The organism is Deinococcus aestuarii, from assembly GCF_018863415.1.
Lineage (GTDB): Bacteria > Deinococcota > Deinococci > Deinococcales > Deinococcaceae > Deinococcus > Deinococcus aestuarii.
The window spans coordinates 13,346-40,008 of record NZ_JAHKSN010000030.1 but is presented as its reverse complement, the minus strand read 5'-3'; the positions used below and the strand labels follow the sequence as shown (position 1 = coordinate 40,008).

Annotated in this window: 18 protein-coding genes; 15 read left to right on the top strand and 3 right to left on the bottom strand. The window is 70.5% G+C overall.

Features of this window, described 5'->3' with window-relative positions; translation table 11 throughout:
• Nucleotides 1–130: 130 nt before the first annotated feature.
• Nucleotides 131–2,419, bottom strand: a complete 2,289-nt coding sequence (locus tag IC605_RS22700) for an ATP-binding protein (protein WP_216329264.1) — start codon at nucleotides 2,417–2,419, stop codon at nucleotides 131–133.
• 263 nt (nucleotides 2,420–2,682) lie between these two features.
• On the opposite strand from IC605_RS22700, the gene IC605_RS22695 reads away from it, so the two are divergent.
• The 8 genes from IC605_RS22695 (at nucleotide 2,683) to IC605_RS22660 (ending at nucleotide 11,562) form a co-directional block, all read left to right on the top strand.
• A complete protein-coding gene (locus tag IC605_RS22695) occupies nucleotides 2,683–3,861 on the top strand; it encodes a Gfo/Idh/MocA family protein (RefSeq protein ID WP_246581200.1) in 1,179 nt (392 codons plus the stop codon).
• Nucleotides 3,858–5,009 (top strand): Gfo/Idh/MocA family protein, encoded by a 1,152-nt coding sequence (locus IC605_RS22690; protein WP_216329262.1) that lies wholly within the window; start codon nucleotides 3,858–3,860, stop codon nucleotides 5,007–5,009. The genes IC605_RS22695 and IC605_RS22690 overlap by 4 nt, the downstream gene beginning before the upstream one ends.
• A gap of 382 nt (nucleotides 5,010–5,391) precedes the next feature.
• A complete protein-coding gene (locus tag IC605_RS22685) occupies nucleotides 5,392–6,216 on the top strand; it encodes a sugar phosphate isomerase/epimerase family protein (protein ID WP_216329260.1) in 825 nt (274 codons plus the stop codon).
• A 38-nt stretch (nucleotides 6,217–6,254) separates the two neighbouring features.
• The gene (locus tag IC605_RS22680) at nucleotides 6,255–7,364 is read left to right on the top strand and encodes a substrate-binding domain-containing protein (protein ID WP_216329258.1); all 1,110 of its coding nucleotides are present in this window, start codon (nucleotides 6,255–6,257) and stop codon (nucleotides 7,362–7,364) included.
• 64 nt (nucleotides 7,365–7,428) lie between these two features.
• Nucleotides 7,429–8,619, top strand: a complete 1,191-nt coding sequence (locus tag IC605_RS22675) for a levoglucosan dehydrogenase (RefSeq protein WP_216329256.1) — start codon at nucleotides 7,429–7,431, stop codon at nucleotides 8,617–8,619.
• A 64-nt stretch (nucleotides 8,620–8,683) separates the two neighbouring features.
• A complete protein-coding gene (locus IC605_RS22670) occupies nucleotides 8,684–10,249 on the top strand; it encodes a sugar ABC transporter ATP-binding protein (protein WP_216329254.1) in 1,566 nt (521 codons plus the stop codon).
• A complete protein-coding gene (locus IC605_RS22665; RefSeq protein ID WP_216329252.1) occupies nucleotides 10,227–11,192 on the top strand; it encodes an ABC transporter permease in 966 nt (321 codons plus the stop codon). The genes IC605_RS22670 and IC605_RS22665 overlap by 23 nt, the downstream gene beginning before the upstream one ends.
• A 67-nt stretch (nucleotides 11,193–11,259) precedes the next feature.
• Nucleotides 11,260–11,562, top strand: coding sequence for a putative quinol monooxygenase (locus IC605_RS22660; protein WP_216329251.1), 303 nt, complete (start codon nucleotides 11,260–11,262; stop codon nucleotides 11,560–11,562).
• 501 nt (nucleotides 11,563–12,063) lie between these two features.
• Here IC605_RS22660 and IC605_RS22655 read toward each other — a convergent pair.
• Nucleotides 12,064–16,299, bottom strand: a complete 4,236-nt coding sequence (locus IC605_RS22655; protein WP_216329249.1) for a GAF domain-containing protein — start codon at nucleotides 16,297–16,299, stop codon at nucleotides 12,064–12,066.
• 408 nt (nucleotides 16,300–16,707) lie between these two features.
• On the opposite strand from IC605_RS22655, the gene IC605_RS22650 reads away from it, so the two are divergent.
• The 7 genes from IC605_RS22650 (at nucleotide 16,708) to IC605_RS22620 (ending at nucleotide 24,673) form a co-directional block, all read left to right on the top strand.
• Nucleotides 16,708–17,604 (top strand): GAF domain-containing protein, encoded by an 897-nt coding sequence (locus IC605_RS22650; protein ID WP_216329247.1) that lies wholly within the window; start codon nucleotides 16,708–16,710, stop codon nucleotides 17,602–17,604.
• Between the two features lie 638 nt (nucleotides 17,605–18,242).
• Nucleotides 18,243–19,667 carry an Ig-like domain-containing protein gene (locus IC605_RS22645; protein ID WP_216329245.1) on the top strand — a complete coding sequence of 475 codons (1,425 nt, stop codon included), beginning with the start codon at nucleotides 18,243–18,245 and terminating at the stop codon, nucleotides 19,665–19,667.
• The gene (locus IC605_RS22640) at nucleotides 19,664–19,972 is read left to right on the top strand and encodes an Ig-like domain-containing protein (protein WP_216329243.1); all 309 of its coding nucleotides are present in this window, start codon (nucleotides 19,664–19,666) and stop codon (nucleotides 19,970–19,972) included. The genes IC605_RS22645 and IC605_RS22640 overlap by 4 nt, the downstream gene beginning before the upstream one ends.
• A 364-nt stretch (nucleotides 19,973–20,336) precedes the next feature.
• A complete protein-coding gene (locus IC605_RS22635) occupies nucleotides 20,337–23,321 on the top strand; it encodes an AfsR/SARP family transcriptional regulator (protein ID WP_216329241.1) in 2,985 nt (994 codons plus the stop codon).
• 475 nt (nucleotides 23,322–23,796) lie between these two features.
• Nucleotides 23,797–24,201, top strand: a complete 405-nt coding sequence (locus tag IC605_RS22630) for a transposase (RefSeq protein ID WP_216329239.1) — start codon at nucleotides 23,797–23,799, stop codon at nucleotides 24,199–24,201.
• Nucleotides 24,177–24,449: a transposase gene (locus IC605_RS22625; protein WP_216329307.1), complete on the top strand. Its 273-nt coding sequence runs from the start codon at nucleotides 24,177–24,179 to the stop codon at nucleotides 24,447–24,449. The genes IC605_RS22630 and IC605_RS22625 overlap by 25 nt, the downstream gene beginning before the upstream one ends.
• Complete coding sequence (locus tag IC605_RS22620; RefSeq protein WP_216329237.1) at nucleotides 24,446–24,673, top strand: transposase; 228 nt, start codon at nucleotides 24,446–24,448, stop codon at nucleotides 24,671–24,673. The genes IC605_RS22625 and IC605_RS22620 overlap by 4 nt, the downstream gene beginning before the upstream one ends.
• A gap of 23 nt (nucleotides 24,674–24,696) precedes the next feature.
• Here IC605_RS22620 and sthA read toward each other — a convergent pair whose 3' ends face one another.
• On the bottom strand, nucleotides 24,697–26,193 hold the full coding sequence (gene sthA / locus IC605_RS22615; RefSeq protein ID WP_246581198.1) for a Si-specific NAD(P)(+) transhydrogenase: 1,497 nt from the start codon (nucleotides 26,191–26,193) through the stop codon (nucleotides 24,697–24,699).
• Between the last annotated feature and the right edge of the window lie 470 nt (nucleotides 26,194–26,663).

The window sequence follows — 26,663 nt, the reverse complement described above, 5'->3', positions numbered from 1 at the left end:
GGGCGGGACGGGGCCGCACGCCTTGGCGCGTCAAGCTCAATTCTCAGTTCCGACGACCACGAACAGGCAGGCCAACCGGGCACGGGTGGGGTAGCCCCCCCGGTCGCCGTCGGGAACTTCGGAAGCGGTCTCAGGCCAGGCCCTGTTCCAGCGCGTATCGGGTGGCGGCGGCCCGACCCCGCACCCCCAGCTTGGCGTAGATGGAACTGACGTGGTCATTGACCGTGTACACGCCGCTCCCGAGCCGGGCCGCGATCTGCTTGTTGCTCAGCCCACGGGCCAGGAGGGCCAGCACCTCCGCCTCGCGCGGGGTGAGAGCGGTCAGGGCGTCACCCGGGGTGAGCACCGGGAGCGGAGGGGGCACAGGGGAGGTGACGGGCAGGAGCGCCAGCGCCAGGGCCTCGGCCTCGGACAGGGCGCGCCCCTCGTCCAGCGCGCGTGTGAAGTGGTCCTCTCCCAGGCGGCGCCGCACGTCGAGCAGCCCGGGCTCGAACATCTGGCGCTCGACCGGCGCGATGATGTTGCGCGTCTCCCGCATCGCCTCGCCCGCTCCCCAGAGCCGCGCCGCGTGCTCATCCTGCCCACGCCGGGCCGCCAGCATGGCGAAGCCCTGCACGGCCGCCGCCTGAACCGGTGGAACGCCGATGTGCTCCGCGCTGCCCAGCGCCGCCCGCAACACCTCCCTGGCGGAGGAGAGGTCGCCCCGCCTCAGATGCAGCCCGGCCCAGGCGAGGTCCACCCAGCCCAGCAGGCCCCGCTCCCCCAGCCGGGCGCTCCACTCGCCCGCCTCCCTCAGGTGGGCTTCGGCCTCGTCCAGGCGCTCCTCCAGCGTGTCCAGCCAGCCGAGCAGACTGAGGTTCAGCGCGGTCAGCCAGGTGTCCCCCCCGGCGCGCGCCGTCTCCAGGCTCGCCCCGAACTCGGCGCGGCTGGTGATCCGGTCATGCGGCATCACGCTCAGGCCGAGGGCGTTCCGGGCGTAGGCCCCGCCCCCCGGGTCGCCCGCCTCACCGAACGCGGCCAGGCTGTCCCGCGCCAGGCGCTCCGCCTCACCGAAGGCCCCGCGCCGGAACTCCATGACCGAGCGGGCATACAGCACCCAGCCCCGGGGGGAACCGTGCAGGGTGTGGGCGCGGCCCAGCGCCTCGTCCAGCAGGGGCGCGGCCTCGTAATCCGCGCGCAGGGACCACATCCAGCCCAGGGTGCGGGCGAAATCGCCCAGCCGCTCGGGTCGCCGTTCCAGCCAGACGCGCAGGGCGGCCAGGAGGTTGGGCCGGGTGACTTCGAGGCGGGTGTACGTCCGGGCCTGCTCCGGCCCGCGCAGGGCGTCCCGCAACTCCAGGACGCGGGCGAGCGCGTGATCCGCCAGGCGGGCGCGCATGGACCCCAGTTCCCCCGCCTCCGTCAGCCGCTCCAGGGCGTACTCGTGCAGCGTCTCCAGCATGCCGAAGCGCGCCTCGTCGCCGGGAAGCTGGCGCACCAGGCTTTTCTCGGTCAGCGACGTGAGGCCCTCCAACACGTCGAGGTCGCCGTCCACATTACACACCGCCTCGGCGGCCTCCAGGGACCAACCCCCCACGAACACGCCCAGCCGGGCGAAGAGCCGCTGCTCCTCGGGCGCGAGCAGGCTGTAACTCCAGTCGATGGTGGCCCGCAGGGTCTGGTGCCGGTCCGGCAGATCGCGGGCGCCGCCGCGCAGCAGCCCCAGGCGGTTGTCCAGCCGGGCGAGCAGGGTGGCGGGGGGCAGCAGCCTTATGCGCGCCGCCGCGAGTTCGATGGCGAGGGGCAGCCCGTCCAGCCGCGAGACGATCTGGCCCAGGGTGGTCAGGCGCTCGGGCGTGGGCGCGAAGCCCGGCTGCACGGCCCGCACCCGCTCCAGGAAAAGCTGTACCGCCTCGCCCTCCCCCTGCGGACTCGGCAGGGACAGCGGCGGCACGGCGAATTCGTGCTCCCCGTACAGCCGCAGCGGCGAGCGGCTGGTCACCAGCACGGTGAGGTCCGGCGCGCCACGCAGGAGTTCGGCCACGTCCGGAGCGGCGCCCTGCACATGCTCGAAGTTGTCCAGCACGATCAGCCGCTGCCGCTCGCGCAGGAAGTCGCGTAGCACCTCCCCGGTCGGTCGCCGGGACTCCTGAAGCCCCAGGGCCGCCGCCAGGGTCCCCAGCACCCCGGCCGGGTCCCGCACAGGCGCGAGCCCCACGAACGTCACCCCGTCCTCGAATTGGTCCGCGAGCTGCCGGGCGACTTCCAGCGCGAGCCTGGTCTTGCCCACCCCACCGGGTCCGGTCAGGGTGAGCAGCGAGACCTCCGGGCGGCCCAGCCGGGCCCGGACCTGCTCCACCTCCCGCGCCCGCCCCACCAGGGGCGTGACCGGGGTGGGCAGGGCAGAGCGCTGCGGGCTGGGGAGGCCTGGGGAAGACATGGGGGTGGGGTCCTCCTTCCCGCTCGCCGGGGGACGCGGCGGCGGGTTGCGAATAGGCCCCAGCATAGCGGGTGTGGGCTCTCCCTCCAGACGGCGCGTGACATTTGCCCCCTTCCCCCAGAAGTTCGCCGCACCCGCCCCCCTCATTCTCGGGATGTGCGGGAAGGTCGAGCTGGACTACCGTTGGGGCGTCCTTCCCGCCCGCTCGGCCCCCGTCCACCCTCTCCCTGCCCCCGTACGCCAGGAGCGTGCTTCGCTGGACGATGACCATGCCAATCTCACACCTGCACCCTTCGGCCCAGCCGCCCGCCCCGGTGGCTCTGCTCCTCGGCGGGGGCTTTACCGCCCGGGCTCACCTGGAGGCGCTGCGCCGCCTCGGCATCCCGGTCGCCGGGGTGATCGCCAGTGCCCCCGAGCACACCGAGGAGATCGCCCGCCGCTTCGGCGTCCGTGCCTACCCGGACACCTGGACGGCCCTGCACGACCCGGCCGTCACCGTCGTCCATGACTGTGCCCCGAGTGACGTCCACGTCGAACTGAATCTCGCCGCCCTCAAGGCGGGCAAGCACGTCTTCTCCGAGAAACCGCTGGGCGTGACGGCGGGGGAAACCCGGCGCCAGCTCGACTTCGCCCGCGCCTCGGGGCTGCACCACGCCGTCCACTTCACGTACCGCAACTACCCGGTGGTCCGCGAACTGCGGGCGCGGGTCCAGGCCGGGGAGCTGGGCGAGCTGCGCTTCATCCGCGGTCACTACCTGCAAGACTGGCTGCTCTCGCCGGAGGAGTACAACTGGCGGCTGGAGGCCAGCGCCGACGAGACCCGCGCGCTGGGGGACATCGGCTCGCACCTGCTGGACCTCGCCCGCTTCGTGACCGGCCTGGAACCCACCGGGGTCTTCGCCCGGCTGGCGCGGATGCACGGCGTCCGCTACCGGCCCGGCACCCTGGGGGACGGCCCGGTTCCCTTCCTCGCGCAGGCGGAGGACCAGGCCACGGTGCTCGTCGAGTACGGGGCGGACGTCAGCGCCACCTTCGAGGTCGCCCAGGTGTACGCCGGGCACCGGAACGATCTGGAGATCGAGCTGATCGGCACGCTGGGCGCGGCCCGCTGGCGCCAGGAGCGCCCCGAGGAACTGTGGCTGGGCCGCGCCGGGAAGCCGGACGAGGTGGTCCACAAGACCGCCAGCCTGAGCCCAGACGCCGCCGCGCTCGTCCACTATCCCCCCGGCCACCCCGAGGGCTACCCCGACGCCCTGACCAACGGCATCCGCGCCTTTTACGCCAGCCTCGCCGGGAAGAAGACCGAGTACCCCACCTTCGCCGACGGCCACGCCGCCGCCCTCGCGGTGGCCGCCGCCGTCAGGAGCCACAGCGAGCGCCGCTGGGTGGGCCTCACAGAGGTCGAACCCGCCCTGCCTCCCCGACAAGGAGTGTCCCCATGACCCAGCCTCACGCCTCCCCACCACGCGCCGCCGTCATTGGCATCGGGTTCATCGGCAACGCTCACATCGAGGCCCTGCGCCGCCTCGGCCTCCCCATCGCGGGGGTGCTGGGCCACGAGGCGGGCTACACCCGCCGCGAGGCCGCCAGGCTCGGCCTGCGCCCCTACCTCAGCCTGGACGAGCTGCTCGCCGACCCGGACGTGACGGTCGTCCACCAGTGCGGCCCCAACGACGTGCATGCCGCGCAGAACCTCGCGGCCTTGAAAGCGGGCAAGCACGTCTTCTCCGAAAAGCCCCTCGGCGTCTCGGTCGAGGAGTGCGAGCGCCAGGTGCGGGCGGCGCGGGAGGCCGGGCGGCACAACGCTGTGAACTTCACCTACCGGGGCTACGCCGCCGTGCAGACCTTGCGCGAACTGGTGGCCTCGGGCGAACTGGGGGACGTGACCTACCTGCGCGGTCACTACCTGCAAGACTGGCTGCTCTTCGACACCGACTTCAACTGGCGGGTGGGCGCCCCGGCCCGGGAGACGCGCGCCGTGTCCGACATCGGCTCCCACCTCTCCGACCTCGCCCGCTTCGTGACGGGTCTTGACCCCGAGAAGGTCCTCGCGCGCTTCACCACCCTGCACCCCGAGCGGCGGCGCCCCGTGGGTGAGGTGCAAACCTTCGCCAGCGCGGGAGGGCAGACCGAACCCTTCACCGTCACCACCGAGGACCAGGCCAGCCTGCTCGTCGAGTACACGGGCGGCGTCCACGCCAACTTCGAGCTGTCGCAGGTCGCTCCCGGACACAAGAACGACCTGGAGCTGGGAGTCATCGGTACGCGCGGCTCGGCGACCTGGCGCCAGGAGCGGCCTGAGGAGATCGAGATCGGCACCCGCGAGAACACACGGACCGTGCGCCTCAAGGACCCCAGGGGCGCCTTCACCCACTACCCCGGCGGGCACCCCGAGGGCTACCCCGACGCGATCACCAACGTGATCCGCACCTTCTACTCGGGGCTGGACGGGGCGGGCGGCGACCGCATCGCCACCTTCGAGGACGGCCTCGCCGCCGCCCGGTTCGTGGAGGCGGCCTTCCAGAGCCACAGCGAGGGGCGCTGGGTGACCGTGCCTGCCGCTCTGGCCGCGCAGGAAGGAGCGCGGTAGGGCCGAACTGCGCCGGACCACATGATCCAGGCCTGGAGCTCAGGTTTCCAGGGCGCGGCTTGGGCAAGACCTGCCGCCTTTCACTTCACCTCCACAACCACACCGTGAAGGGCCGTCCGGCATCCCTCTGGACGGCCGTTTTCTTGTGCCCCTGGTCTTCCCCCCAACTCTAGGGGGTGCCTGCCCCCCAGAGCGAGCGCACGTTTTTCCCCCAATCCTCGGGATGTGCGGAAAAAGGCTTCCCTTTAACCTCAGCGCACACCGAAGTACTTGTTCTGGCTCCGGACGCCGGTTCTGCTCCACGTAGCCTCGTCCCGTGTGTCTCCGTCTGCCGCACCCTTCCTCGGCCGCACCCCCGCGGTCACCCTCCAGGAGGACCAGCATGAAGTTCGGCTATCAGACCAACACCTGGGGTGGCGTCGTCGGACATCCGGCGGGCGTCACGAGCATCAAGGACCTCTTCTACCTCACCCCCGGCTCGGACGAGGAGGCCCTGCGCGACATCGCGGCGGCGGGCTTCACGGGCGTCGAACTGTTCGACGGCAACCTCGTCGCCTACCAGGGGCGCGAGGACGAGTTTCGGCACTTCCTGAACGCCGGGAACCTCAGCCTGATCGCCGTGTACTCCGGCGCGAACTTCATCTACGACGACGTGCTGGAGGACGAGTTCTGGCGCATCGAGGAGGCCGCGAAGATCGGCCAGACCTTCGGCGCCGAGTTCCTGGTGCTGGGCGGCGGGGCCAAGCGGGCGGGCGGCCCCCGCGAGGAGGACTACACCAAACTCGCCCAGAATCTCGACCGTGCGGCGGAACTGGCGCAGCGGTACGGCCTCACCGCTCTGTATCACCCCCACCTCGGCACCATCGTGGAGGGCCCCGAGGCGCTGAACAAGGTCATGTCACAGAGTCGGATCGGCCTCTGCCCCGACACCGCGCACCTCGCGGCAGGGGGGAACGACGTGCCTGCCCTGATCCGCAAGTACGCCTCCCGCATTCCCTACATCCACCTCAAGGGCCTTCGGCGCGAGCCCCTGAACTTCCTGCCGCTCGACGAGGACCCCGAGATGGCCGCCATCTGGCAGGCCGTGGAGGACATCGGCTTCGATGGCTGGGTGACGGTCGAACTCGATGCCCACCAGGACCCCAAAGCCGCCGCGACCCGCAGCCTCCAGTGGTTGCAGGCCCGGCAAGCGACGCCTGCGGATTGACTTCTCTCCACTCTCCCTCCGTCCCTGAAAGGACCGCCATGAAGCACACGACCAAGTTCGCCCTCGCCGCCACCGCCCTCGTCTCCGTCGCGCTCGCGCAGGGCGTCAACCCCCAGGCCGCCCTCAAGCAGCTCACGACGCAGGTCTTCAGCAAGGGACCGGCGGGCGAGACGGCCACGCCCGCCGCGCAGATCAAGCTCACGCCCGCCGAGATCGCCAAGGTGAAGGGCCTGAACGCCACCGCCGCCATCGTGCTGCACTACGGGGGCAACGACTGGAGCAATGCTCAGGTGGACGGCCTCAAGGCGCAGTTCGCCAAACTGGGCATCAAGGTCATTGCCGTGACCGACGCGAACTTCAAGCCGGAAAAGCAGGTCTCGGACATCGAGACGGTGCTCGCCCGCAAGCCCAACATCATCGTGTCCATCCCGACCGACCCGGTGGCGACCGCCGCTTCGTACAGGAAGGCCGCCAAGCAGGGCGTGAAGCTCGTGTTCATGGACAACGTGCCCACGGGCCTCAAACCCGGCACCGAGTACGTGAGCGTGGTGTCCTCCGACAATTACGGCAACGGTGTGGCCTCGGCGCACCTGCTCGCCCAGCAACTGAAGGGCAAGGGCAACATCGGTATCGTCTACCACGCGGCGGACTTCTTCGTGACCAAGCAGCGGTACGACGCCTTCAAGGCCACGATCAAGAGGTATCCCGGCATCAAGGTCGTGGCCGAGCAGGGCATCGGCGGCCCCGACTTCGCGGGTGACGCCGAGAAGGTGGCGTCAGCCATGCTGACCCGGAACCCCAACCTGAACGCCATTTGGGCGGTCTGGGACGTCCCTGCCGAGGGCGTGATCTCCGCCGCACGCACGGCGGGTCGCAAGGACCTGATCATCGCGACGATGGACCTCGGCAAGAACGTCGGTCTGGAGATGGCCCGCTCGAATGGCATGGTCAAGGGCCTGGGCGCCCAGCGTCCCTACGACGCGGGCGTGACCGAAGCCAACCTCGCCGCCTATGGCCTGCTGGGCAAAAAGGCGCCCGCCTACGTGGCGCTGAACGCCCTGCCTGTGACGCGCTCGAACCTGCTCACCGCCTGGAAGCAGGTCTACAACCAGACCGCGCCCAGCGAGATTCAGGCCGCCCTGAAGTAACGCCGCCGGGGGAGGGAGGAGTCCTTCGGCTCCCTTTCCCCAATTCTGAAAGGCAGGAACGACCATGACGAACTCCGGTATTCCCCAGCTCAACGTCGGCCTGATCGGCGGCGGGTTCATGGGCAAGGCCCACTCGCTCGCCTACGCCGCGATGCCCATGTTCTTCTGGCCCGCGCCCGCCATTCCTGTGCGTCACACCATCGCCGAGGTGAACGAGGGCCTGGCACGCACCGCCGCCGAGCGCTTCGGCTTCCAGAACGCCACCGGCGACTGGCGCCGGGTGATCGAGGACCCGAACATCCACGTGGTGGACATCGCCACGCCCAACAACTCGCACGCCGAGATCGCCATCGCCGCCGCGCAGGCCGGGAAGCACATCCTCTGCGAGAAGCCACTGGCCCCGACCGTTGCGGAGGCCAAGGCGATGTACGACGCGGTGAGGCGGGCGGGCGTCGTTCACATGGTCGCCTTCAACTACCGCCGCACCCCGGCGGTGGCCCTCGCCAAGAAGTACATCGACGAGGGGCGCATCGGGCGCGTCCTGAGCTTCCGGGGCACCTACCTGCAAGACTGGTCGGCCGACCCCAGCGGGCCGCTCTCGTGGCGCTTCCAGAAGGCGATTGCGGGCTCGGGGACGCTGGGCGACATCGGCACGCACGTCGTGGACCTCGCACGCTACCTCGTCGGCGACATCAGCGCCGTGAACGCGATGATGCACACCTACATCCAGGAGCGTCCCCTCCAGTCGGGTGGCGCGGACAAGCTGGGGGCGTCCGACAAGAACGCGTCCGGTCCCAAGGGCAAGGTGGACGTGGACGACGAGGTGCTGACCCTGCTGCGCTTCGAGAACGGCGCCGTGGGCTCACTGGAGGCCACCCGCAACGCCTGGGGACGCAACAACTACATCACCTTCGAGATTCACGGCACGGAAGGCACCCTCTTCTTCAACTACGAGCGCCGCGACGAACTCCAGGTGTTCTTCAACAGCGATCCCAGCGACGCCCGCGGCCTGCGCACGGTCTACACCGGCCCGGCGCACCCCTACGGCGAGGGGCTCTGGCCCATCCCCGCGCTGGGCATCGGGTACGGCGAGACGAAGATCATCGAGGCGTACGACTTCTTCAAGGCGATCACCGAGGGCGGCACCGTCCGCCCCAACTTCGAGGACGGCTACAAGATCGAGCTGATCGCGGACGCCATCCAGCGTTCGGCACAGCAGCGGCGCGAGGTCGAGGTGGAGCCCGTCACGGTCTGAGGCAGAGAGCTTCGGGGACGGGCCAGCGATCCGGCCCGTCCCCCCGTAGAAAGGAGGTGAAGACATGACCACGGTCACCCCAGTAGCGACCACCGAGATGGGCGCCGCTCCCCCACTCGTCCTGCTGCGCAACATCAATAAGGGCTTCAACGGGGTCCGCGTCCTCGAAGGCGTGGATTTCGAGCTGCGTGCCGGGGAGGTCCACGCCCTGATGGGCGGCAACGGGGCGGGCAAGTCCACCCTGATGAAAATCCTCCAGGGCGTCTATCAACCCGACAGCGGCGAAATCCTCGTGAACGGCCAGCCTGTGCACCTGAACTCGCCCTCCGAGGCCGAGCGGCACGGCATCGCCATGATCTTCCAGGAGTTCAGCCTGGTCCCGACGCTCACCGCGGCACAGAACATCTTCCTCAACCGCGAGCCCAGGGGAGCGTTCGGGGCGATCAGCGACCGCGAGGCCGTACGCCGCTCGCGCGACATCTTCCGCGAGATGGGCGTGAACATCGACCCTGGCCGCACCGTGCAGGACCTCTCGACGGGTGAGTGGCAGCTCACCGAGATCGCCAAGGCCCTGTCGAAGAACGCCCGCGTCCTGATCATGGACGAGCCCACCGCCGCCCTCTCGGCGACGGAGGTGACGACACTCTTCGGCCTGGTGGAAGGGCTCAAGGCGCGCGGCATCGCCATCGTCTACATCACGCACCGCATGGAGGAGGTCTTCCAGGTCGCCGACCGCGTGACGGTGATGCGCGACGGGAAGGCGGTGCTGAGCGAGCCCACGAACAGCCTGCGCATGGAGGACGTGATCGAGAACATCGTGGGCCGCCGCATGGAGGGCGCCCTGGAGTGGAAACCCCGGAAGGTGAACCGCACGGGCGCTCCCCTGCTCGAAGTCTCCAACCTCAGCGCCCCCCCCGCCGTGCGGGACGTGTCCTTCACCGTCTACCCCGGCGAGATCGTGGGCTTGGCGGGGCTAATGGGCTCCGGGCGCACCGAACTGGCCGAGACGCTCTTCGGCGTGCGCCGGGCGACCGGGGGCACGATTCGGCTGGGCGGGCGGGAGGTCAGCAACCGCCGCCCCGATCAGGCCATCGCGCACGGCTTCGCGCTGGTGCCGGAGGACCGCCGCGTGCAGGGTCTGGTGCTCGACCACACCGTGTACGCCAACCTGCTCCTTCCGCAACTGAAGCGGTTCGAGTCGCGCGGCGTGATGCAGGACCGCTCCGGCAAGGACTACGCCCGCGAGCTAATTGAGCAACTGCGCATCAAGACGGACGGCCCCGACAAGCAGACCCGGCTTCTCTCGGGCGGCAACCAGCAGAAGATCGTCCTCGCCAAGTGGCTGGGCAACGACCCGCAACTGCTCATCCTCGACGAACCGACGGCGGGCGTGGACATCGGCTCGAAGGCCGAGATCATCGCCCTGATCCGCGACCTGGCGGACCTGGGGAAGGCCGTACTGCTCATCTCGTCGGAATTTCAGGAACTGCTTGCCGCCTCGGACCGCGTGTTGCTCGTGCAGGGCGGGCGGGTCACCGGGGACCTGATGCGCGAGACGATCACGCGGGAAGAGGACCTGCACCACGCCCTGCAAGGAGGCACCCCCCATGACCCAGTCCACACTGCCTAGCGCGGGGCGTGCCCGTCCCGCCTTTCTCAGCAACTGGCGTTCCTACGTGGTCTACGTCGGCTTCGCACTCGTCTTCATCTTCTTCTCGATCTTCCTGCGCGACGCGGGCTTCCTCTCCAGCAACAACCTCCTCAACATCGTCCGGCAGACCGCCACCATCTCGGTGATGGCCGTGGCGATGACCTTCGTGATCGCCTCGGGGGAGATTGACCTCTCGGTGGGCAGCGTGGCGGGCCTCTCGTCGGTGCTGGCCGCGCTCGCCATTCCGCACTTCGGGCCGCTGGGAGGAGCCGCCGCGGGCCTCCTGGGCGGCGCGCTCGTCGGGGTGATCAACGGCTCGCTGGTGACCGGGCTGGGCATCCCCTCCTTCCTGGTCACGCTCGGCATGTTGGGCATCGCCAATGGCGTCGCGCAGTGGATCACGGCCACGGCCCCGGTGCCGATCCTGAACGACGCCTTCAACAACTTCTTCGGCTCGGGGGACGTCGGGCCCATCCCGTCCCTCTTCATCTGGACGCTGCTGGCGCTCGCCGTGGGGCACTTCCTGTTGCGGCGCACCGCCTTCGGCCGCAGTGTGCTCGCCGTGGGCGGCAACGCGACCGCCGCGCGTTACAGCGGCATCAACGTCGCCAGGACCAAGTTCATGGTGCTGCTGGCCTCGGGGACCGTGGCGGGCCTCGCCGGGATGCTCTACGCCGGACGCCTGAACTCGGGCCGCTTCCAGTGGGGCCAGGGCGACGAACTCTCGGTCATCGCGGCGGTCATCCTGGGTGGCACGCCGCTGCTGGGTGGGGCGGGCACGGTGTTCGGCGCGGTGCTGGGCGCGCTGATGATCGGCCTGATCAACAACGGCCTGATCCTGATGGGGCTGGAGTACAGCCAGCAACTGATCATTCGCGGCGCGATCATCATCCTGGCCGTGGCGCTCGCCCGGCGGAAGTGAAGAACGCCAACTCTCTCAGCCGTCGGGGCATCTCCGGCGGCTGGCTCTTTCTCAGAAGGAGAACGACATGCCTGCCATCAACCTGATCGCCACCCTCATCCCCCAGCCCGGTCAGGCCGTGGCCCTGCGGGACGCCCTGCGTGAAATAGCGCCACCTTCCCGCCAGGAGAGCGGCTGCCTGCGTTACGACGTGGTGGAGGACGGCGAGGGCGAGGCCGTGCGCTTTCACGTGATGGAGCGTTTTGCGGACGACATGGCGGTGCAGGCCCACGGCGAGAGCGACCACTACCGGCGGTTCAGCGCCCGCTTTGGTGAGCTGCTTGCCGGTCCCCCGCAGGTGGTCCGGGCGCGGGATGTAGACGTGGCGTAACGGTCCGGAAGCGGGACAGGGGCCGCGTGGCGGACAACAAGCCGCTGAACCGCGACCGCCACCCCTCCTGGCCGAGGTCCACCTTCGAGTTCGACGAGGCGCCGAGGCCCTGGGGACCGTGGCGGCGGTTCTCCACCCAGGACCTCGGCGGCTCCCCCTGGACGACGCGCAGACACGGCAGGGACGCCACCCCCCTGCCCTCCACGTTCATCGGTGCGCGTGCCAAGACGATGTGGCTCCAGTTCAACGTCTGCTGGGGGCGACGCGTCCGTGGACAACTCCTCGCTGCGCAAACTGGACGTGGCGCCGTAGGCGGCGACGACGGCGAGCAACGGCATTTCTCCCTCGACCAGGCCGAGGAGGCTCGGGCCTCTGCCCGGGGACTGGCGGGGGCCATCCCGGCGGTAAGTTCGAGGCGTCTGCCCACAACCCGGCTCAGGAGTGCAACGTCCAGCGCCTGGCCGTGATTCCCCTGACCAGACGGGAGCTGCGGCCGGTCCCTCACCCCCCGGGCAGGGTGTAGAAGAAGGTCGACCCCTGCCCCGGGGTGCTCTCCACCCAGAGCCTCCCGCCGTGGCGTTCCACGATCTTCTTGCACACGGCCAGGCCGATCCCCGTCCCTTCATACTCCTCCCGGCCGTGCAGCCGCTGGAAGATCACGAAGATGCGCTCGAAGTATTGCGGCTCAATCCCGATCCCATTGTCCTGGACCGCGAAGCGCCACCCCTCCCCCTCGCGCTGGGCCGAGACGTGGACCTGAGGCACCACCCCCGGGCGGCGGTACTTCATCCCATTGGCGATCAGATTTTGCAGGAGCTGGTCGAGTTGCTGGGCGTCCGCGAGCACCACGGGCAACCTCCCCCGGGTCAGGCTCGTCCCCGGCGGCGTCTCTGGCTGGAGCCGCCTCGCCACCGCGTCGAACACCGCTCCCGTGTCCACCGGCAGGAGTTCCCCCCGCCCGGTGTGCACGCGAGAAAAGGCCAGCAGGTCGTCCACCAGCCGCTTCATGTGTTCGCCGCCCTCCACGATCTGCCGCAGGTACAGCCGGCCGCGCCCGTCGAGTTGGGGGCCGTACCGGCGGTCAATGACTCCCGCGAAGCTGGTGATGGCCCGGATGGGCGCTTGCAGGTCGTGCGAGGCGACGTACGCGAACTGCTCCAGTTCCGCGTTGCTGCGGCTCAGCTCCTCGGTGCGCCGGGCGAGGTCGGCCACCCCCTCGGCGCGTTCCAGGGCCAGGTCCAGGCTCTGCGCCACCGTCTCCAGCACCACCCGGTCGGTCGGCGTCCAGGTCCGGGCCTCGAACAGCACCGCGATCAGGACCCCCACCACCTCCCCCCGGCGCATCACAGGCAGCGAGGCAACGGTGCTCACGTGCTGTACCATCTCGGCCGGGGTGTCGCTCCCCCGGGCGTAGCTGTCCTGGTAGAAGGGCTCCCCCGTCGTCCAGGGGACGTCCACGCTGGGCGTGACGCCCACCGGGGGTCCGGCGTCGATAAAGGCCTGAAGGTCCGCGTGGCCGACCTCCCCGGTCTGCACCCGGTTGCGCCAGCGCTCCCCCTCGCGTTCGTAGTACAGGGCGTAGCCGGGCGGCAGCAGGGACAGCACGACCTCCTGGGCGCGGCGGACAAAGGCGCGCGGGTCTCCCTGTACGGCGAGGTCCCGAGTCAGGTCGGCAAAGGCCTCGAGCGCCCGGGCGCGGGCCTCCAGCTCGGCGTTCTGCGCCTCCAGCCGCCGGGCCCCCTCGGCCCGCTCCAGCGCGAGGGTCAGGCCGCGGGCCACCGCGCGGACCAGGGCCCGGTCGCGCTCCTCCCAGCGCGCGATGCTGGGGCGGCCCAGCCCCAGGATGCCGCGCACCTCGCCCGCCACGACCAGGGGCGCGTTCATCCCGCTTTCGAAGTGCCCGCTCCCCGCCACCTCCTCGCGCGCGGCGTCCCAGCCGTCCACGAACACTGCCTCGTGCGTCCGCAGCACCTCCCGGATCAGCGGGTTCGGGGGCACGCCCGCCCGCAGCAGGTTGAGCAGGTCCGGCTCAAAGCCCGGGCTCCAGACCCGCGCCCGCCACAGTTCGCCCTCCGGCTCGAAGTACCCCACACTGCTCTCCGGGAAGTGGGCCCGCAACACCTCGACCGCCCGCCCGGCGAGGGCGGGCACGTCCGTCTCCGTGCCCACCGCTTCCGTATAGGCCACGAAGGCTTCCTGCGCGCGGGCGCTCTCCTCGATTCGAAGGGAGTGGGCGGCGAGTTGCGCCACGCTCTCGCCCCGTTCGAGGGCCAGACAGAGGTTGCGCAAGGCCGTCTCCAGCAGGCTCCGCTCCACCGGCGTCCATGAACGCGGCTCGTGCCGCCCCACCAGCAGCACGCCGCGCACCTGCTCCCCCACGACCACCGGGAACGCCGCCGTCGTCCGGATGTGCCCGATCTCCCGCCGCACGCTCGCCACCGTGTCGGGCTGGAACCGGTCCTGGTAGAAGGGCTGGCGGGTGTCGAAGGGGCGGTCCACGTTGAGGGTCGTGCCCCGGGGCAACCCGCGCTGGAGGGCGGCGAGCAGCGCGGGGTTGCGGAATTCCCCGCGGTGGGACCGCAGCCGCCAGGTGTCGCCCTCGGCCTCGTAGTACGTGCTGACGCTGGCGGGCAGCAGCGAGACCAGCAGCTCCTGCGCGCGCCCGACGAGCGTCACGGCGTCGCCCTCGAGCGCCAGGTCGCGGCTCAATTCCGCGAAGCCCTCCAGGGCGCGGGTGCGGGCGGCGAGTTCGGCGTTGTTCTCCGCGAGGTGCCGGGCGGTCGTCGTGCGCTCCAGGGTGACCTTCAGGCCGCGCGCCACCGCCCGGACCAGGGCTTTCTCGCGCTCCGTCCAGGCGCGGGCCTGCTGGGTGCCCACCGAGAACAGACCGTGTGTCTCCCCGCGGATGACCAGGGGCAGGAAGGCGGCGGCCCCGTAGGACTCGGCGCCCTGCACCCTGTTGGCCCCGGCGTCCCAGCCGTCCGCGAACACCGGCTGTCCCGACCCTGCCGCCCCGGCGTAGTGCGGCGCGTCCCACGGAATCCCCGCTCGAATCTGCGCGACGATCTCCGGCGGGATATCGTCGGACCACGCCCGCGCCTTCCACCGCCCGTCTTCGAGTTCGTAGTACGCGGCGCTGACGTGCGCGAGGCTCGCGCACACGACCCGCACGGCCTGCCGGGCGAGGGCCAGCACGTCGCTCTCTCCCCCCACCGCCTCCTGGTAGGCGACAAAGGCGTCGAGGGCCGCGCGCTCCTCTTCGAGCTGCCGGGTCGCCGCCGCGCGCTCCAGGGCGAGCCCCAGGGTGGCCGCCGCCCTGCTGAGCAGGTCGCGCTCGCCGTCCTGCCACACCCCAACCTCGACCGGGCGGCTGGCGAGCAGAAAGCCGACCAGCGTGCCCGCCGGGCTGCGGATGGGCTCCACCCCGGCGGCCTGGGGGGGAAAGGAGGGGACGGTCCCGCGCCGGGGGCGGTAGCTGTCCAGGTACACGGCCTGCCCCGACCGGACGACCTGCCGGAAGGTCGTCGCGTCGTTCAGGGTCCGCCCGGGCCGGTTCAGGTACGCGGTGACGGTCTCCGGCACGTCCCCCCAGACGGTCGGCAGGTGCAGGACCTCGCCCTCCAGCCGCACGACGAGCATGCCGCGCGCCCCCACCGCGGGACCGATGCGGTCCAGGGCGAACTGCGCCACCTCCTCCGGCGAGGCGGCGCGTTGCAGGGCGTCGCCCAGGGCGGCCAGCACTTCGGCCCGGGTGCGCGCCGCCGCGAGGTCCCGGGCCTGCCCCTGGCGCCCGGTGATGTCGCGCTGCGCCACCACCGCCCCCAACCGCTTCCCGTCCGGATCGAGGATCGGCTGGCCGTTGACGAGCAGGGTCCGGGCCTCACCGCCCGCGGGGCGGACCACCATCTCCGCGTTCTCGACGATCTGGCCCTCCCAGGCCCGGTACAGGGGCACCTGCGCCGGGGCCAGCAACGTCTTCCCATCGGGTTGATACAGGCCGTAGTGCTCGGCCCAGGTCTCCGGGGGGACGGGCTCGGCGTCCAGGCCGTGCAACTCGCGGGCGACCCCGTTGAACAACGTGAGGCGGCCCTGCGCGTCGCACGCGACGATGCTCTCCCCGAGACTGCCCAGCAGGGTGCGCAGGAAGTTACGTTCGGCCTCCAGCTCCTGGGTGCGTTCCTCGACGCGCCGCTCCAACTGCCGCGTGGCCTGGACCCGTCCCAGGGCCAGGGCACACTGGGCGGCGAGGATGCGCAGGAAGCGGCTCTCCTCGGGCGTGAACTCGTGCGGCTCCTTGAAGTCGAGGATGATGGCCCCCAGCGGCCGGTCGTCGAGGAACATCGGGAGCACGGCGGTGGCGACGGCGGCCACCCCACCCGTGCGCGCCTCCAACTCGGGGTAGGCCCGGGTCAGGTCCCCCTGCGCCTCGAAGAACAGCGGCTCGTGCCGCTTCAGGGCGTCGCCAGCGGGGACGTTGCCGTTCAAGGGACCATCCTGCCAGAGGGTCTGGGCGCCTTCCTCGTCGCCCTGGGCGGCGGCGATCTCCAGGCGTTCCCCCCTCTCGTCCACCAGCAGGACCGCGCCCGCCACGGCCTTGAGGGCGCTGAGGGCGGGCCGCAGCACCACGCTGAAGACCGCGGCCTGCGTGCGGGAGGCGGAGAGGGCTTCGGTGACCCCTTGCAGGTGTTCACTCAGGGAAACGTGCGCCAGAAGATTGGCCACGGGCTGTGCGGGCATGCGGCAAGATACCCCGCTGGCCCGCCCGCCCTTCAGGAGGACTTCACACCACTGCCAGGCAAGTCTCACACCCACCTCCGCCTCCGGTTAGGTTCATGGCCACTCGGAACAGGGAGGCTTTCTGGAGAACACCGCGAACGTGTGATCGCCGCAGGGCGGTGGCTGGGCTGACGCGGGTGTCCAAGGGGTCCTGGCCGGGGAAGGTTCCCGGACGATGGCGAAACCCCACCGTGAGGCACCATCCACGCGGCCCGACATCCGCGGGTCAAGGGGAGATGGTCGACATGGGCGTCAGGGTCAGCCCCCGCTGGAGACGGACGTGGCCCGGAGCCGTGGCGTGGATCGGCACCGGCCACCGGGGGCCCGGGGTCAGAGTGGTGTCAGACCCGCAGGCGTCTCCTCCCGGCGATGATCGGCACTCCCCAGCCTGAGCACGAGGCCGCCCGCCTGCTCGATCTGGCGCACCTCGGGGTCCTCGACACCCCGCCCGAACCTCACTTCGACCGTATCACCCGCCTCGCCGCCCACCTGCTGCGCGCCCCCGTCGCCGCGCTCAATTTCATCGACGAGGGCCGCCAGTGGAGCAAATCGGCCGTGGGCATGGCGGCGGTGGAGCTTCCCCGCGCGGCCTCCGTCTGCGCCTGGCCCATCCTCGGGGACGCGCCGTTCGTGGTCCCCGACGCCCCCGCCGATCCCCGCTTCGCCACCAGCCCCCTCGTGACCGGTTCGCCCCGGGTTCGCAGCTACGCCGGGGTCCCCTTGCGGACCTCGGCCGGACACGCCATCGGCACCCTCTGTGTCGCGGACGACCACCCGCACGCCTGGGGCGAGCCGGACCTGACCGCGCTCGTGGACCTCGCCGCCCTGGTCGTCACGGACCTCGAGGGGCGCGTGCACCGCCGGGCCCTCGAACGCGAACTGGGGGCCCACGCGCACGAGACCCGCCACCTGCGGGCGCATCTGGCCCACGTCCAGGTGCTCGAAGCCGTGCAGCACCTGCTCGACCTGCCCCTGACCCCGGAGGAGGTCACCCGGCAGGCCGCCGCCCTGATGGGCGAGGCGCTGGAGGCGGACTGGACCGGGCTGGTCACCTTCCGGGGCGAGGCGCTGGAGGTGCAGGCGGCCCACCACCGCCCGGGGCTCGAGCCCGCCGTGCTGGAACGCGGCCGCCAGGTGGCCCCGCGGCCGGGCAGCCTGACCCACGGCCTGGCGGGCCTCACCGCCCCGCTGTACCTGGACGACTACGCCCGGCATCCGCAAGCCGTTCCCGAATTGGTGAGGCTGGGCCTGCGGGCGGTGGCCTGATCTTGAAGCGTTGATCCGTTAAGCGCAGACGCTGTTCAGCACGCAATGTAATTCCGCAGCTCCCGGTAGGTACCCGCAGGTGGTCCCGGTAGCACCGACTTCACCAAGCACGAGCCAGGCCAAGCCACATGCGCCGCCAACGACGCTGGCTGTTCTCCACCTCACTGCGGCCGGAGGACCAGAACTCGACCGCCATCGCGGCTGCCGTGAGCAGCCCCGACGCACCCAATCGCCCCTGAGCAGCAAAGTGGCGCGGGAGGCGCTGCCCGTGGGCGAGCACCTGGATCAGCACCCTGTTCAGGTTGGACGTGCCAGGCCAGAGGGACGTTCGCTCTGCACCCAGGCTGGGGCCTGACCAACGGTCGACGGCCCAGGACCACCGCTCAACTTCTCATGAGAGCTGACCCCTCTCGATTCCCGGCCGTTCTCCAGCCCGCTGCTACGGTGCGAGCACGGGACCGGAGCTGCTGGCCCCCGGCCCGTGCCGCTGCCCGACTGCGTCTGTGGATTCTCAGGAGGGTGAACATCGCTTCGACGCAGCCGCGTAATCCGCGACATCGCCCTCCTCATGGTCATCACGGAGTTAAAGGGAACTCATCCAACGACCGTCCAGCTCACGTCACGCCTAGGGAGTGCACATGATCAAGGAGAACCTCGCCCGCACCATCACCCCAACCCGCTCCTGCCGCAGAGGTCTGCTTCTGTTGTTGAGTTTGACGCTGGCGGCGTGCAGTCAACAGGCCAGCACGCCGACGGCCACCAGCGACTTGCAGTGGGAAGCGGAGGCGGGCACCATCCAGGCTTTCACGACGCCGCAGACGGTCGCCGACCCCCGCAACGGGGGCCGCATCATCAACGACCCCGCCGCCTCCGGGGGCAAGGCCGTCGCCCTGCTCGGCACCAACGATAACGTCCGCTTCGTCGTCCCCGGCAGCGTCAAGGCCGGACGCTACACCGTCTCGGTCCGGGGTAAGGGCGAGGCGTACAAGGGCTGGCCCATCGTCGATCTCAATGACGAACGGCAACGACGGCTGGCGGTGGCGACCCTGGACTCAGCCACCTACGTGACCCGCAAGTTCGGGGAGTTCGATCTGAAGCCGGGGCAGGTGTTCAACCTGTCGTTCATCAACGACCTGTACGAGGGCCGCGGCAAGGACCGCAACGCCATCGTCGATTACCTGATCATCGAGCCGGTCGGGACCACGCCCACCCCCACGCCGCCGCCCGTCAACCAGGCGCCGACCGTCACCCTCAAGCCGGTCGAGAGCGGAGTTCTGACCGCTCCGGTGCCCGGCGATCCGGCCTCCGAGCCGGGCACCTTCGTGGATGACAACAACATCATCCTGCGCGCCGACGCCTCGGACACGGACGGCAAGGTCGCCAAGGTCGAGTTCTACTTCGGGCTGAGCAAGATCGGCGAGGACACCACCGCGCCGTACTCCTTCGCGTACCCGCGCGACAGTGACATCGACTCCCTCTTCCAGGGGGGCTTCACGGCCCGGGCCGTGGACGACCGGGGGGCCACCACCACCTCCGAGGAGCGGCTGGCGACGTTCTACTCGGGCAACTCCACCTCCTCGGCGCTGCGCGCGATCAACCTCGGCGGGCCGGAGGTGGCCGTCAAGAGCTACGAACCGCTCCTCGCCGGCCCGGTGTTCTCAGCGGGCGAGACGGCAGGGATCACGACCAACGGCACGCCCACGGCCCTGCCGACCAGCGTGCCGCTGTTGCCTGCGGCCGAGCCCAACCGGGAGGCCCTGGTCCGCACGGCCCTCTCCCGCCAGGGCGGGCTGGAAGTCAACGTGCCGTTGCCCAACGCCCAGTACCAGGTGTACCTGTGGGTCCGGGCCGAGGACACCACGCCCTACGACATCCAGATGGAGGGCCAGACGGTCGCGCGCTTCGAGCCCGGTGAGGCAGGCCAGTGGAAGCGGCTGGGGCCGGTCACCGTCGGCGCCAGTGACGGCGTGCTGAACGTGGTGAGTACGGGCACCGCCACGGCCAACTTCTCCGCCATCGAGGTGTACCGCCGGCCGCAGTCGGGGGACACGGCACCGAGGTGACGCCGAACCTCACGACCGGCGCGAGCACCACCTGGGTTCCCAGCGGTCAGCCCCTGACGATCACGGCAGCCGCCCCGGACCCGGAGGGCGTTGCCAAGGTGGAGTTTTTCGCCTTTCCCGACGACCCGCGCAGCCCTGCCCGAAAGATCGGCGAGGCCACGGGCGCACCCTACAGCGTGGTGTGGGACGACACGCCGGTCAGCGACCTGAACACCATGCAGCGATACACCGTCAGCGCTGTCGCCACCGACAACACGGGCGTGAGGGGGAGCGCAGGCGTGTCGCTCGGCTTCTCTCTTCCCTGAGCCCGGGCGATCCGGCCACCGTACCGCAGGGGCGGCGCTCGTCTCACCCGTCCCACTCATCCTCTAAACCCCCACCGCGCGTGGGGGTTTAACCCTGCCCGGTGGGGCCGCCGCACCCCCTCCCCCCGGTCACCTGGGCAAGCTCCCTATCGCCTGCGGCGTGAGCAAGGAGAACACCAGTGAGCAGGCGGGCACGGGCATCCTCCCCGGCGGCTTCACGAAGAGCGGGGGCCGACACATCGCCGCCGCGCCGCGCACCCGCTCCTGGCGTACAGTGGGTTCACCCGAACCCCCCGTCCCACCTCACCCTATGCCCCTCGGCCTCCACCGGCTGAAGGCCCGCGCACGGCCCCGGGAGACTTGCATGCTCGACCAGCCCCACGCCCGCTTTCCGCACGAGTTGCCCTGGGAACTGCCCCGCACGGCCCTGCGCGCGGCCCTCACCGCGCCCGGCGCCCCTCCCGTCGCCGCCCTGGTCGCGCCCGCTGGCTACGGCAAGACGACGCTGCTCGCGCAACTCACCCGCCCGCAGGGCCGCGTCCTGTGGTGGGCCCTGACTCCGGACGACGCCGACCCCGCCGTTCTCGCCGCCCGCGTCGCCCGCGCCCTGGCGGCGCTGGAACCGGGGCACACCCTGTACCTGCGGCGCTGGTGGGACCTGGAGGCGCCGGAACGCCCGCCCGCCGGAGACCTGGCGCGGGTGATCGGCGGCCTGGCTCAGCCGGTCGTCCTCGTCTTCGACGGCCTGGAGTGGCTGGGGCCCAGCGCGGGACGCTGGCTCGGCGGCGTTCTGGAGGCCCTCGACCCGGGCGTGCGGGTGTTTCTGGCGGGACGGGACGCCTCGGCCCTCCCGCTGGCGGCCCTGGTCGCGGCCGGACGCGCCACCCTGCTCACCACCGACGAGCTGGCCTTCACGGAGGAGGAGGTGGAGGCCTATCTCCAGCGGCGCGGCGCCCACCTGTCCGGAGCGCAGCTCGCCCACCTGCGTGGCTGGCCCGCCGGGGTGGCACTGGGGGCCTCGGGCGCCACCGCCCACCTCGGTCCCCTCGACCTGGTGCTCGAGGTGCTGGGCCAGCTCCCAGCCGAGGTCCGCCGGGCGCTGCCGGAGGCGGCCGTCTTTCCCGTCTGGGAGGAGCACGAGGTGCGCGCTTCGGGCGCGGGTGTGCCCCCGGGGTGGCTGGGCGAGGTGCGCCGGGCGGGCGTGCTGCTCAGCCCGCTGGGCGGGGGCCGTTTTCGGCCGCACGCCCTGCTGCTGAGCACCCTGGAGCGGGAGTTGCGGGCGGACGCCGTGCGCCACCGCACGCTTCACACCCGGGCGGGCGAACTCGCCGAGGCGCGGGGCGACGCGCTGGAGGCGCTGGCTCACTACCACGCGGCCCGGCAGCACGGGCACGCCTTGCGGCTGGCTGGCCGCGTGACCGCCCGCTATCTCCAGCAGAGCGAGTATGCCCTGCTCCGGCAGGTGCTGCGGGACTTTGACGAGGCGCAGTTGCCGCCCGAGCTGCTCGTGCGCCTGGGCGTGGCCCACGGCCACGCAGGAGAGGCGGCGGTGGGCGAGGCGCTGCTGCGGCGGGTGCACGACGACCCGGCGCAGGGCTGGCGCGCCCTCCCGCACCTGGCCGACGTCGTCGGTCGGCGGGGGGACTTTGGCGGAGCGCTGCACCTCGCGGCAGAAGGGCTGGCCCACACCCTGCTCCAGGGGGTGGACGATCAGGTGCAGTTGCGCGGGGTGCGCTGTCAGGCCTGCCGCCTGCTGGGGAGATTCGACGAGGCGCTGGGCGAGGCTGGGCAGATGGTCTCGCTCGCCGAGGAGCACGCGCGGCCCTTCAGCCTGGCGCGGGCGCTGGTCAACCAGGGCCAGATCCTGCGCAGCCTCGGGCGCCATGAGGCGGCAGAAGTGGCCTTTCGCCGGTCACACCGGGTGTTCGAGGAACTGGGACTGGGCACCCGTGGCCTGGAGCCGACCCTCAACCTGATCACGCTCTATGTGGGGCGGGGCCGGGTGCAGGAGGCCGACGGGCTGCTGGGGCCCGCGTTGGCCCTGAGCGCGCGCACCCACCCGGCCCTGCACGCCCAGCTCCTCGTCCAGCGGGCCACCGTCGAGCGCTACCAGGGGCGGCCAGCGGCGGCCGCGCGCACCCTCGAGACGGCCCTCGACCTGAGTGAGCGCTGCGGGGAGAAGACGGTCGTGCTGCCGATCCAGATGGAACTGGCCGACGTCGCCCGGCAGGCGGGTGACCTCACCCTGTCGCGGGCGGCGTTCCAGGCGGTGAGCGAGGCCGAGCACCAGTTCGGCGAGCGTTACAGCACCGTGCTGCGGGCTGAACTCGCCCTGCGCCGCGCCATCGACGCGTTTCGAGACGGACATCTGGAGGACGCGGGAGCGCGGTTGGCCGCGTTCGGGCCTTCGGAGCTCTCCGGCCCCAACAACGGGGCCCGGCTGCTCGCCTTTCGCGCGGAGACCGCACGCCGACTGGGGAGGCTCACCCGCGAGGACGTGGCCGCCCTCGTCGCGCACCTGGAGCTGGCAGGCAGCGACGCGGTGCTGGGCATGTACCGCGAGGAACTCGCCGAACTGTTCGCGGCGTGCGTGGTGCGGGGCTGGTGGCCCGAGCGGTTCAACCCCTGGGTGAGCGCGGCGACGGGGAGCCCGCACAGCCCGCACGCCGGGACCGTCACGCTGAACCTCACGACGCTGGGGCCGTTCGCCGCCGACCTGGGCGGACGCCCGCTGACCATCCCCCTCAGTAAATCGCGTGAACTGCTCGTCTACCTCGCACTGCATGAGCCCGCCACGGGTGAGCACCTGATCGACGCCCTCTTCGACGGCTCGCGCGAGGAGCGTCACCGACAGTATTTCCGGCGCGCCCTGCGGGTGCTGCGCGAGGCCCTGCGCGGGGAGCCCCTGACCCAGCCGCTTCCGCGGGAGGGCGACCGCTACCGCCTGCATGAGCGCTTGCTCGTGCGGGTCGATGTCGCGGCCGTTCTGGAGGCCCCCGACCCCTCGCTCTTCGCGTCCTGGCCGGGACCCGGCGACGACCTGACCTTCCTGCCGGGGGTGCGCGGCGAGTGGGCGGAGGAACTCCGGGCGCGCGTGCTCGACCGCGCGGCGCAGGGGGTCTGGGCGGCTGGACGACAGGTTGAGGCGGCCTCGCCGGGGGAGGCGCTGGCCCACTACCGGCGCGCCCTGCGACTCGATCCGCTGTTTGAGGAGGCCCATCAGGCGATCATCGCCCTGTACCGGAAGCTGGACAACGAGCCTGGGGCCCACGCCGCCCTGCGCGACTACCGGCAGGCCTTCGGCTTACCCGCGGCCCGGCCTGCCCCAAGACCCACCGATGGACCTTGACCTGTGCGTGACGCTTGGACTCTGCCCGCTCCGGTCGTCTCCCGCCCCGCCCCCTGCGGGCCAAAGAGACGCACTGCCGATGAGGTAGGTGGCCTCTCGCGGTTCCCAACCGCGTTGCTGCGGTGTGGACGTTGGCCCGAGTCCTCGACGTGCCACGGGACACGCTCATGGGAAGACGTCTTCGCTCCTTTGAGGGTTGAATCTTGACCGACGCGCACCTGCGTCGGTCTTCCAGGGGCGGCAGAACAACCTGCGGGCCAGCCCCAGGAGGCCGCGTGGCAGGGTGATGTGGTGAACACCGCGCCCTCTCACAGCAGGGGCCGGACGAGTTGAGGGCTTGTTCCCGGAGTCACCCTGGGCGAGCGGACTCGATGAAGTGGGAGAGACGGCCCTCAACCTATGGGGTCACCGCTGTGAGAGGCTGTCTGGAAAGCGTGGAGGAGGAGTCCTGTCGTTAGAGGGGTACCCTTTTCGAGTGGCCCGACCGCGCACTTACCCCACGGATACCAGCGATGCGGAGTGGGCCATCCTCGGCCCGCTGATCCCGGCACCCCGATCCGGTGGGCGACCGGCCCGCATCGCTCGCCGGGACATCGTAGACGCCATCTTCTACGTCAAACGCGGCGGGGTGTCCTGGCGCCTGTTGCCCGCTGATTTCCCCCATTGGAAGACGGTATACGACTACTTCCGCCAGTGGAAGCAGAGTGGTTTGTGGGAGCGCATCGTTGATGTGCTCCGGGCCCAGACCCGCCAAGCCCTCGGGCGAAACGCCGTGCCCACCGCTGGGATTGTCGATTCGAGGAGTATGAAGACCTCTCAAAAAGGGGGCTATGCGGCTACGACGGCGGCAAGAAAATCAACGGACGAAAACACCACCTGATCGTCGATACTCAGGGCTTGCTCCTTGGGGTCAAGGTCTTACCTGCCAACATCACGGATCGAGCGGGCAGTCAGCAACTCCTCCAGGAGTTGCACCAGAAGCAGACCCAGATGAAGCTCCATCTCTTTGCTGACGGTGGGTACAAGGGCAAGTGGGAAGCTTGGGTCAACATCACGCTCGGCTACAGCGTCGAGAGTGTGCAGCGTCCTGATGCCAATGGTATTGGCTCCCAGCAGGTCAGGAATTGACCGAAGCGCAGATCAAGACCCTCCGGGGTCACCGTGGATTCGTCGTCATCAAGAAGCGCTGGATTGTGGAACGCAGCTTCGCCTGGCTGTCCTTCGACCGCCGATTGAACCGCGAAGATGACCTGCTGCCCGAGACCACCGAAGCTTTCATTTCGCTGTCGTTCATTCGTCGTCTGATTCGCCGACTCACCGCTTTTGCGCAACAACACGCGGTTTCTGCCTGATCCTCCTCTTTCCACACAGGCTCTCACACCACCGCGCCCACGTCCGCGGCGGGCTCCAACTTCGGCTCCAGCGCGGGGTCGCCACCCAGGCGATTGATGCCGTCGAAGGCCGCGGTCTTGTAGCACTCGGCCAGGGTGGGATAGTTGAAGACGGTGTTGACGAAGTAATCGATGGTGCCGCCGTAAGCCATGACCGCCTGCCCGATGTGGATCAGGTCGGCCGCCCCCGAGCCGATGATGTGAACGCCCAGCAACTCGCGGGTCTCCAGGTGGAAGATCAGCTTGAGGGTGCCCTGCTGGTCGCCGATGATCTGACCCCGCGCGATCTCGCGGTACTGGGCCTTGCCGACCTCGTAGGGCACGCCCGCGCGCGTCAGCTCTTCCTCGCTCTTGCCGACGGTGGAGATCTCGGGGATGGTGTAGATGCCGTAGGGAAAGAGCTGCGGCACGCTCTGGGTCGGCACCCCCAGGGCGTGGCAGGCGGCCAGTCTCCCCTGTTCCAGGCTGACGCTCGCCAGCGCGGGAAAGCCGATCACGTCGCCCACCGCGTAGATGTGGGGCTGGGCGGTCTGGTAGTGCTCGTTCACGTTGATCCGCCCCCGGTCGTCGGCGCCCAGCCCGGCGGCCTCCAGGTTCAGGCGGTCGGTCACCCCCACCCGGCCCACGGCGTACATCACCAGGTCGGAGGTGACCTCCTTGCCGCTGGCGAGGGTGACCCGCACCCGGTCGCCGAGGTGGTCGGTGACGGGCCGCACGCTCCGCACCGCCTCGCCCAGCCGCAGGGTCATGCGGTTTTGCCGGAGTTGGTAGGCCAGCACGTCCACGATTTCCTGGTCGACGAATTCGAGGAGGCGTGGCCGCTTGTCGATCAGGGTCACCCGCGCGCCCAGCGCCGCGAACATGCTGGCGTACTCGCAGCCGATCACGCCGCCGCCGATGACGGTCACGGTGCGCGGCAGGGTCTCCACCTTCAGCAGGTCGTCGCTGATGATGATGCGCTTGCCGTCGAAGGGGATGCTGGGGTCGCGCGCCGCCCGCGTGCCCACCGCGATGACGATGTGCCGCGCGGTCACGTCGCGCCAGCCGTCACCCCGCACGTCGCGCAGCCGCACGGTCTGCGGGCCGGTGAAGCTCGCCTCCGCGCTGATGACCTCGACCCGGTTGCGGTGGAGCTGGCTGCGCACCACGTCGAGCTCGTGGCCGATCACGCTGGTGGTGCGGTGCAGCAGGTCGGCCATGCTGATGTCGTCCTTGACGGCGTAGGACGCGCCGTACAGGCCCCGTTCGTTGTACCCGCTCAGGTGCATGATCGCCTCGCGGAAGGTCTTGGAGGGGATCGTCCCGGTGTGGATGCAGACCCCGCCGACCACCGCCTTGCGTTCCACGACCGCGACCCGGCGCCCGAGCTTGGCGGCCTGGATGGCCGCGCGCTGCCCGCCGGGCCCGCTGCCGATCACGAGCAGGTCGTAGGTGAAGTCCGGGGCGGTGAGCGTGACCGGCTGCGTCATGGTCTGCGTCATAGGAAGGCCTCGCAGGGGAAAGGAGCAGGGCGTGCGGGTTGAGGGAAAGCCCGTTCACGTTAGCACCCGCGCCACCGGACAGGGCCCCGGGCACGTGTTCCGCCTGCCGCCGCTCCCACCTGTCCCGGCTGTCCGGCCAGAGCGGTTCGTCACGGTGCGAGGGGAGGTGACGCCCCGCGCGCCAGCGGTCCGTGAGGCGTTGCGGGAGATCCGCCGAATCTTGCGGGCGCACCGGGTCACCCTGCGGGTGAGGTCGGGCCAAAACGAGCGCTAAGGGGACCCATCGCCGCTCCATGCAGGTTCGACCCCAGTCGAGCGCGGCCGAAATCCCTTCCTGAAGCCCGCCGCAGTGTGGCGCAGTCCTTTGAATGCCTGATGGACGCGGAGTCCTGCTCGCGGGCACTGGGCCGGATTGTGGAGGCGTGGCGAGACCAGAATCCGGCCGACCCGCTTGAACTGCCGTGGACTCC

What these genes read in the sequence shown, in the direction of transcription:
- sthA (WP_246581198.1), bottom strand. Translation starts at nt 26,193, where the DNA reads ATGACGCAGACCATGACGCAGCCGGTCACGCTCACCGCCCCGGACTTC.
- IC605_RS22680 (WP_216329258.1), top strand. Translation starts at nt 6,255, where the DNA reads ATGAAGCACACGACCAAGTTCGCCCTCGCCGCCACCGCCCTCGTCTCC.
- IC605_RS22675 (WP_216329256.1), top strand. Translation starts at nt 7,429, where the DNA reads ATGACGAACTCCGGTATTCCCCAGCTCAACGTCGGCCTGATCGGCGGC.
- IC605_RS22645 (WP_216329245.1), top strand. Translation starts at nt 18,243, where the DNA reads ATGATCAAGGAGAACCTCGCCCGCACCATCACCCCAACCCGCTCCTGC.
- IC605_RS22655 (WP_216329249.1), bottom strand. Translation starts at nt 16,299, where the DNA reads ATGCCCGCACAGCCCGTGGCCAATCTTCTGGCGCACGTTTCCCTGAGT.
- IC605_RS22700 (WP_216329264.1), bottom strand. Translation starts at nt 2,419, where the DNA reads ATGTCTTCCCCAGGCCTCCCCAGCCCGCAGCGCTCTGCCCTGCCCACC.
- IC605_RS22670 (WP_216329254.1), top strand. Translation starts at nt 8,684, where the DNA reads ATGACCACGGTCACCCCAGTAGCGACCACCGAGATGGGCGCCGCTCCC.
- IC605_RS22690 (WP_216329262.1), top strand. Translation starts at nt 3,858, where the DNA reads ATGACCCAGCCTCACGCCTCCCCACCACGCGCCGCCGTCATTGGCATC.
- IC605_RS22685 (WP_216329260.1), top strand. Translation starts at nt 5,392, where the DNA reads ATGAAGTTCGGCTATCAGACCAACACCTGGGGTGGCGTCGTCGGACAT.
- IC605_RS22650 (WP_216329247.1), top strand. Translation starts at nt 16,708, where the DNA reads ATGATCGGCACTCCCCAGCCTGAGCACGAGGCCGCCCGCCTGCTCGAT.
- IC605_RS22695 (WP_246581200.1), top strand. Translation starts at nt 2,683, where the DNA reads ATGACCATGCCAATCTCACACCTGCACCCTTCGGCCCAGCCGCCCGCC.
- IC605_RS22665 (WP_216329252.1), top strand. Translation starts at nt 10,227, where the DNA reads ATGACCCAGTCCACACTGCCTAGCGCGGGGCGTGCCCGTCCCGCCTTT.
- IC605_RS22635 (WP_216329241.1), top strand. Translation starts at nt 20,337, where the DNA reads ATGCTCGACCAGCCCCACGCCCGCTTTCCGCACGAGTTGCCCTGGGAA.
- IC605_RS22660 (WP_216329251.1), top strand. Translation starts at nt 11,260, where the DNA reads ATGCCTGCCATCAACCTGATCGCCACCCTCATCCCCCAGCCCGGTCAG.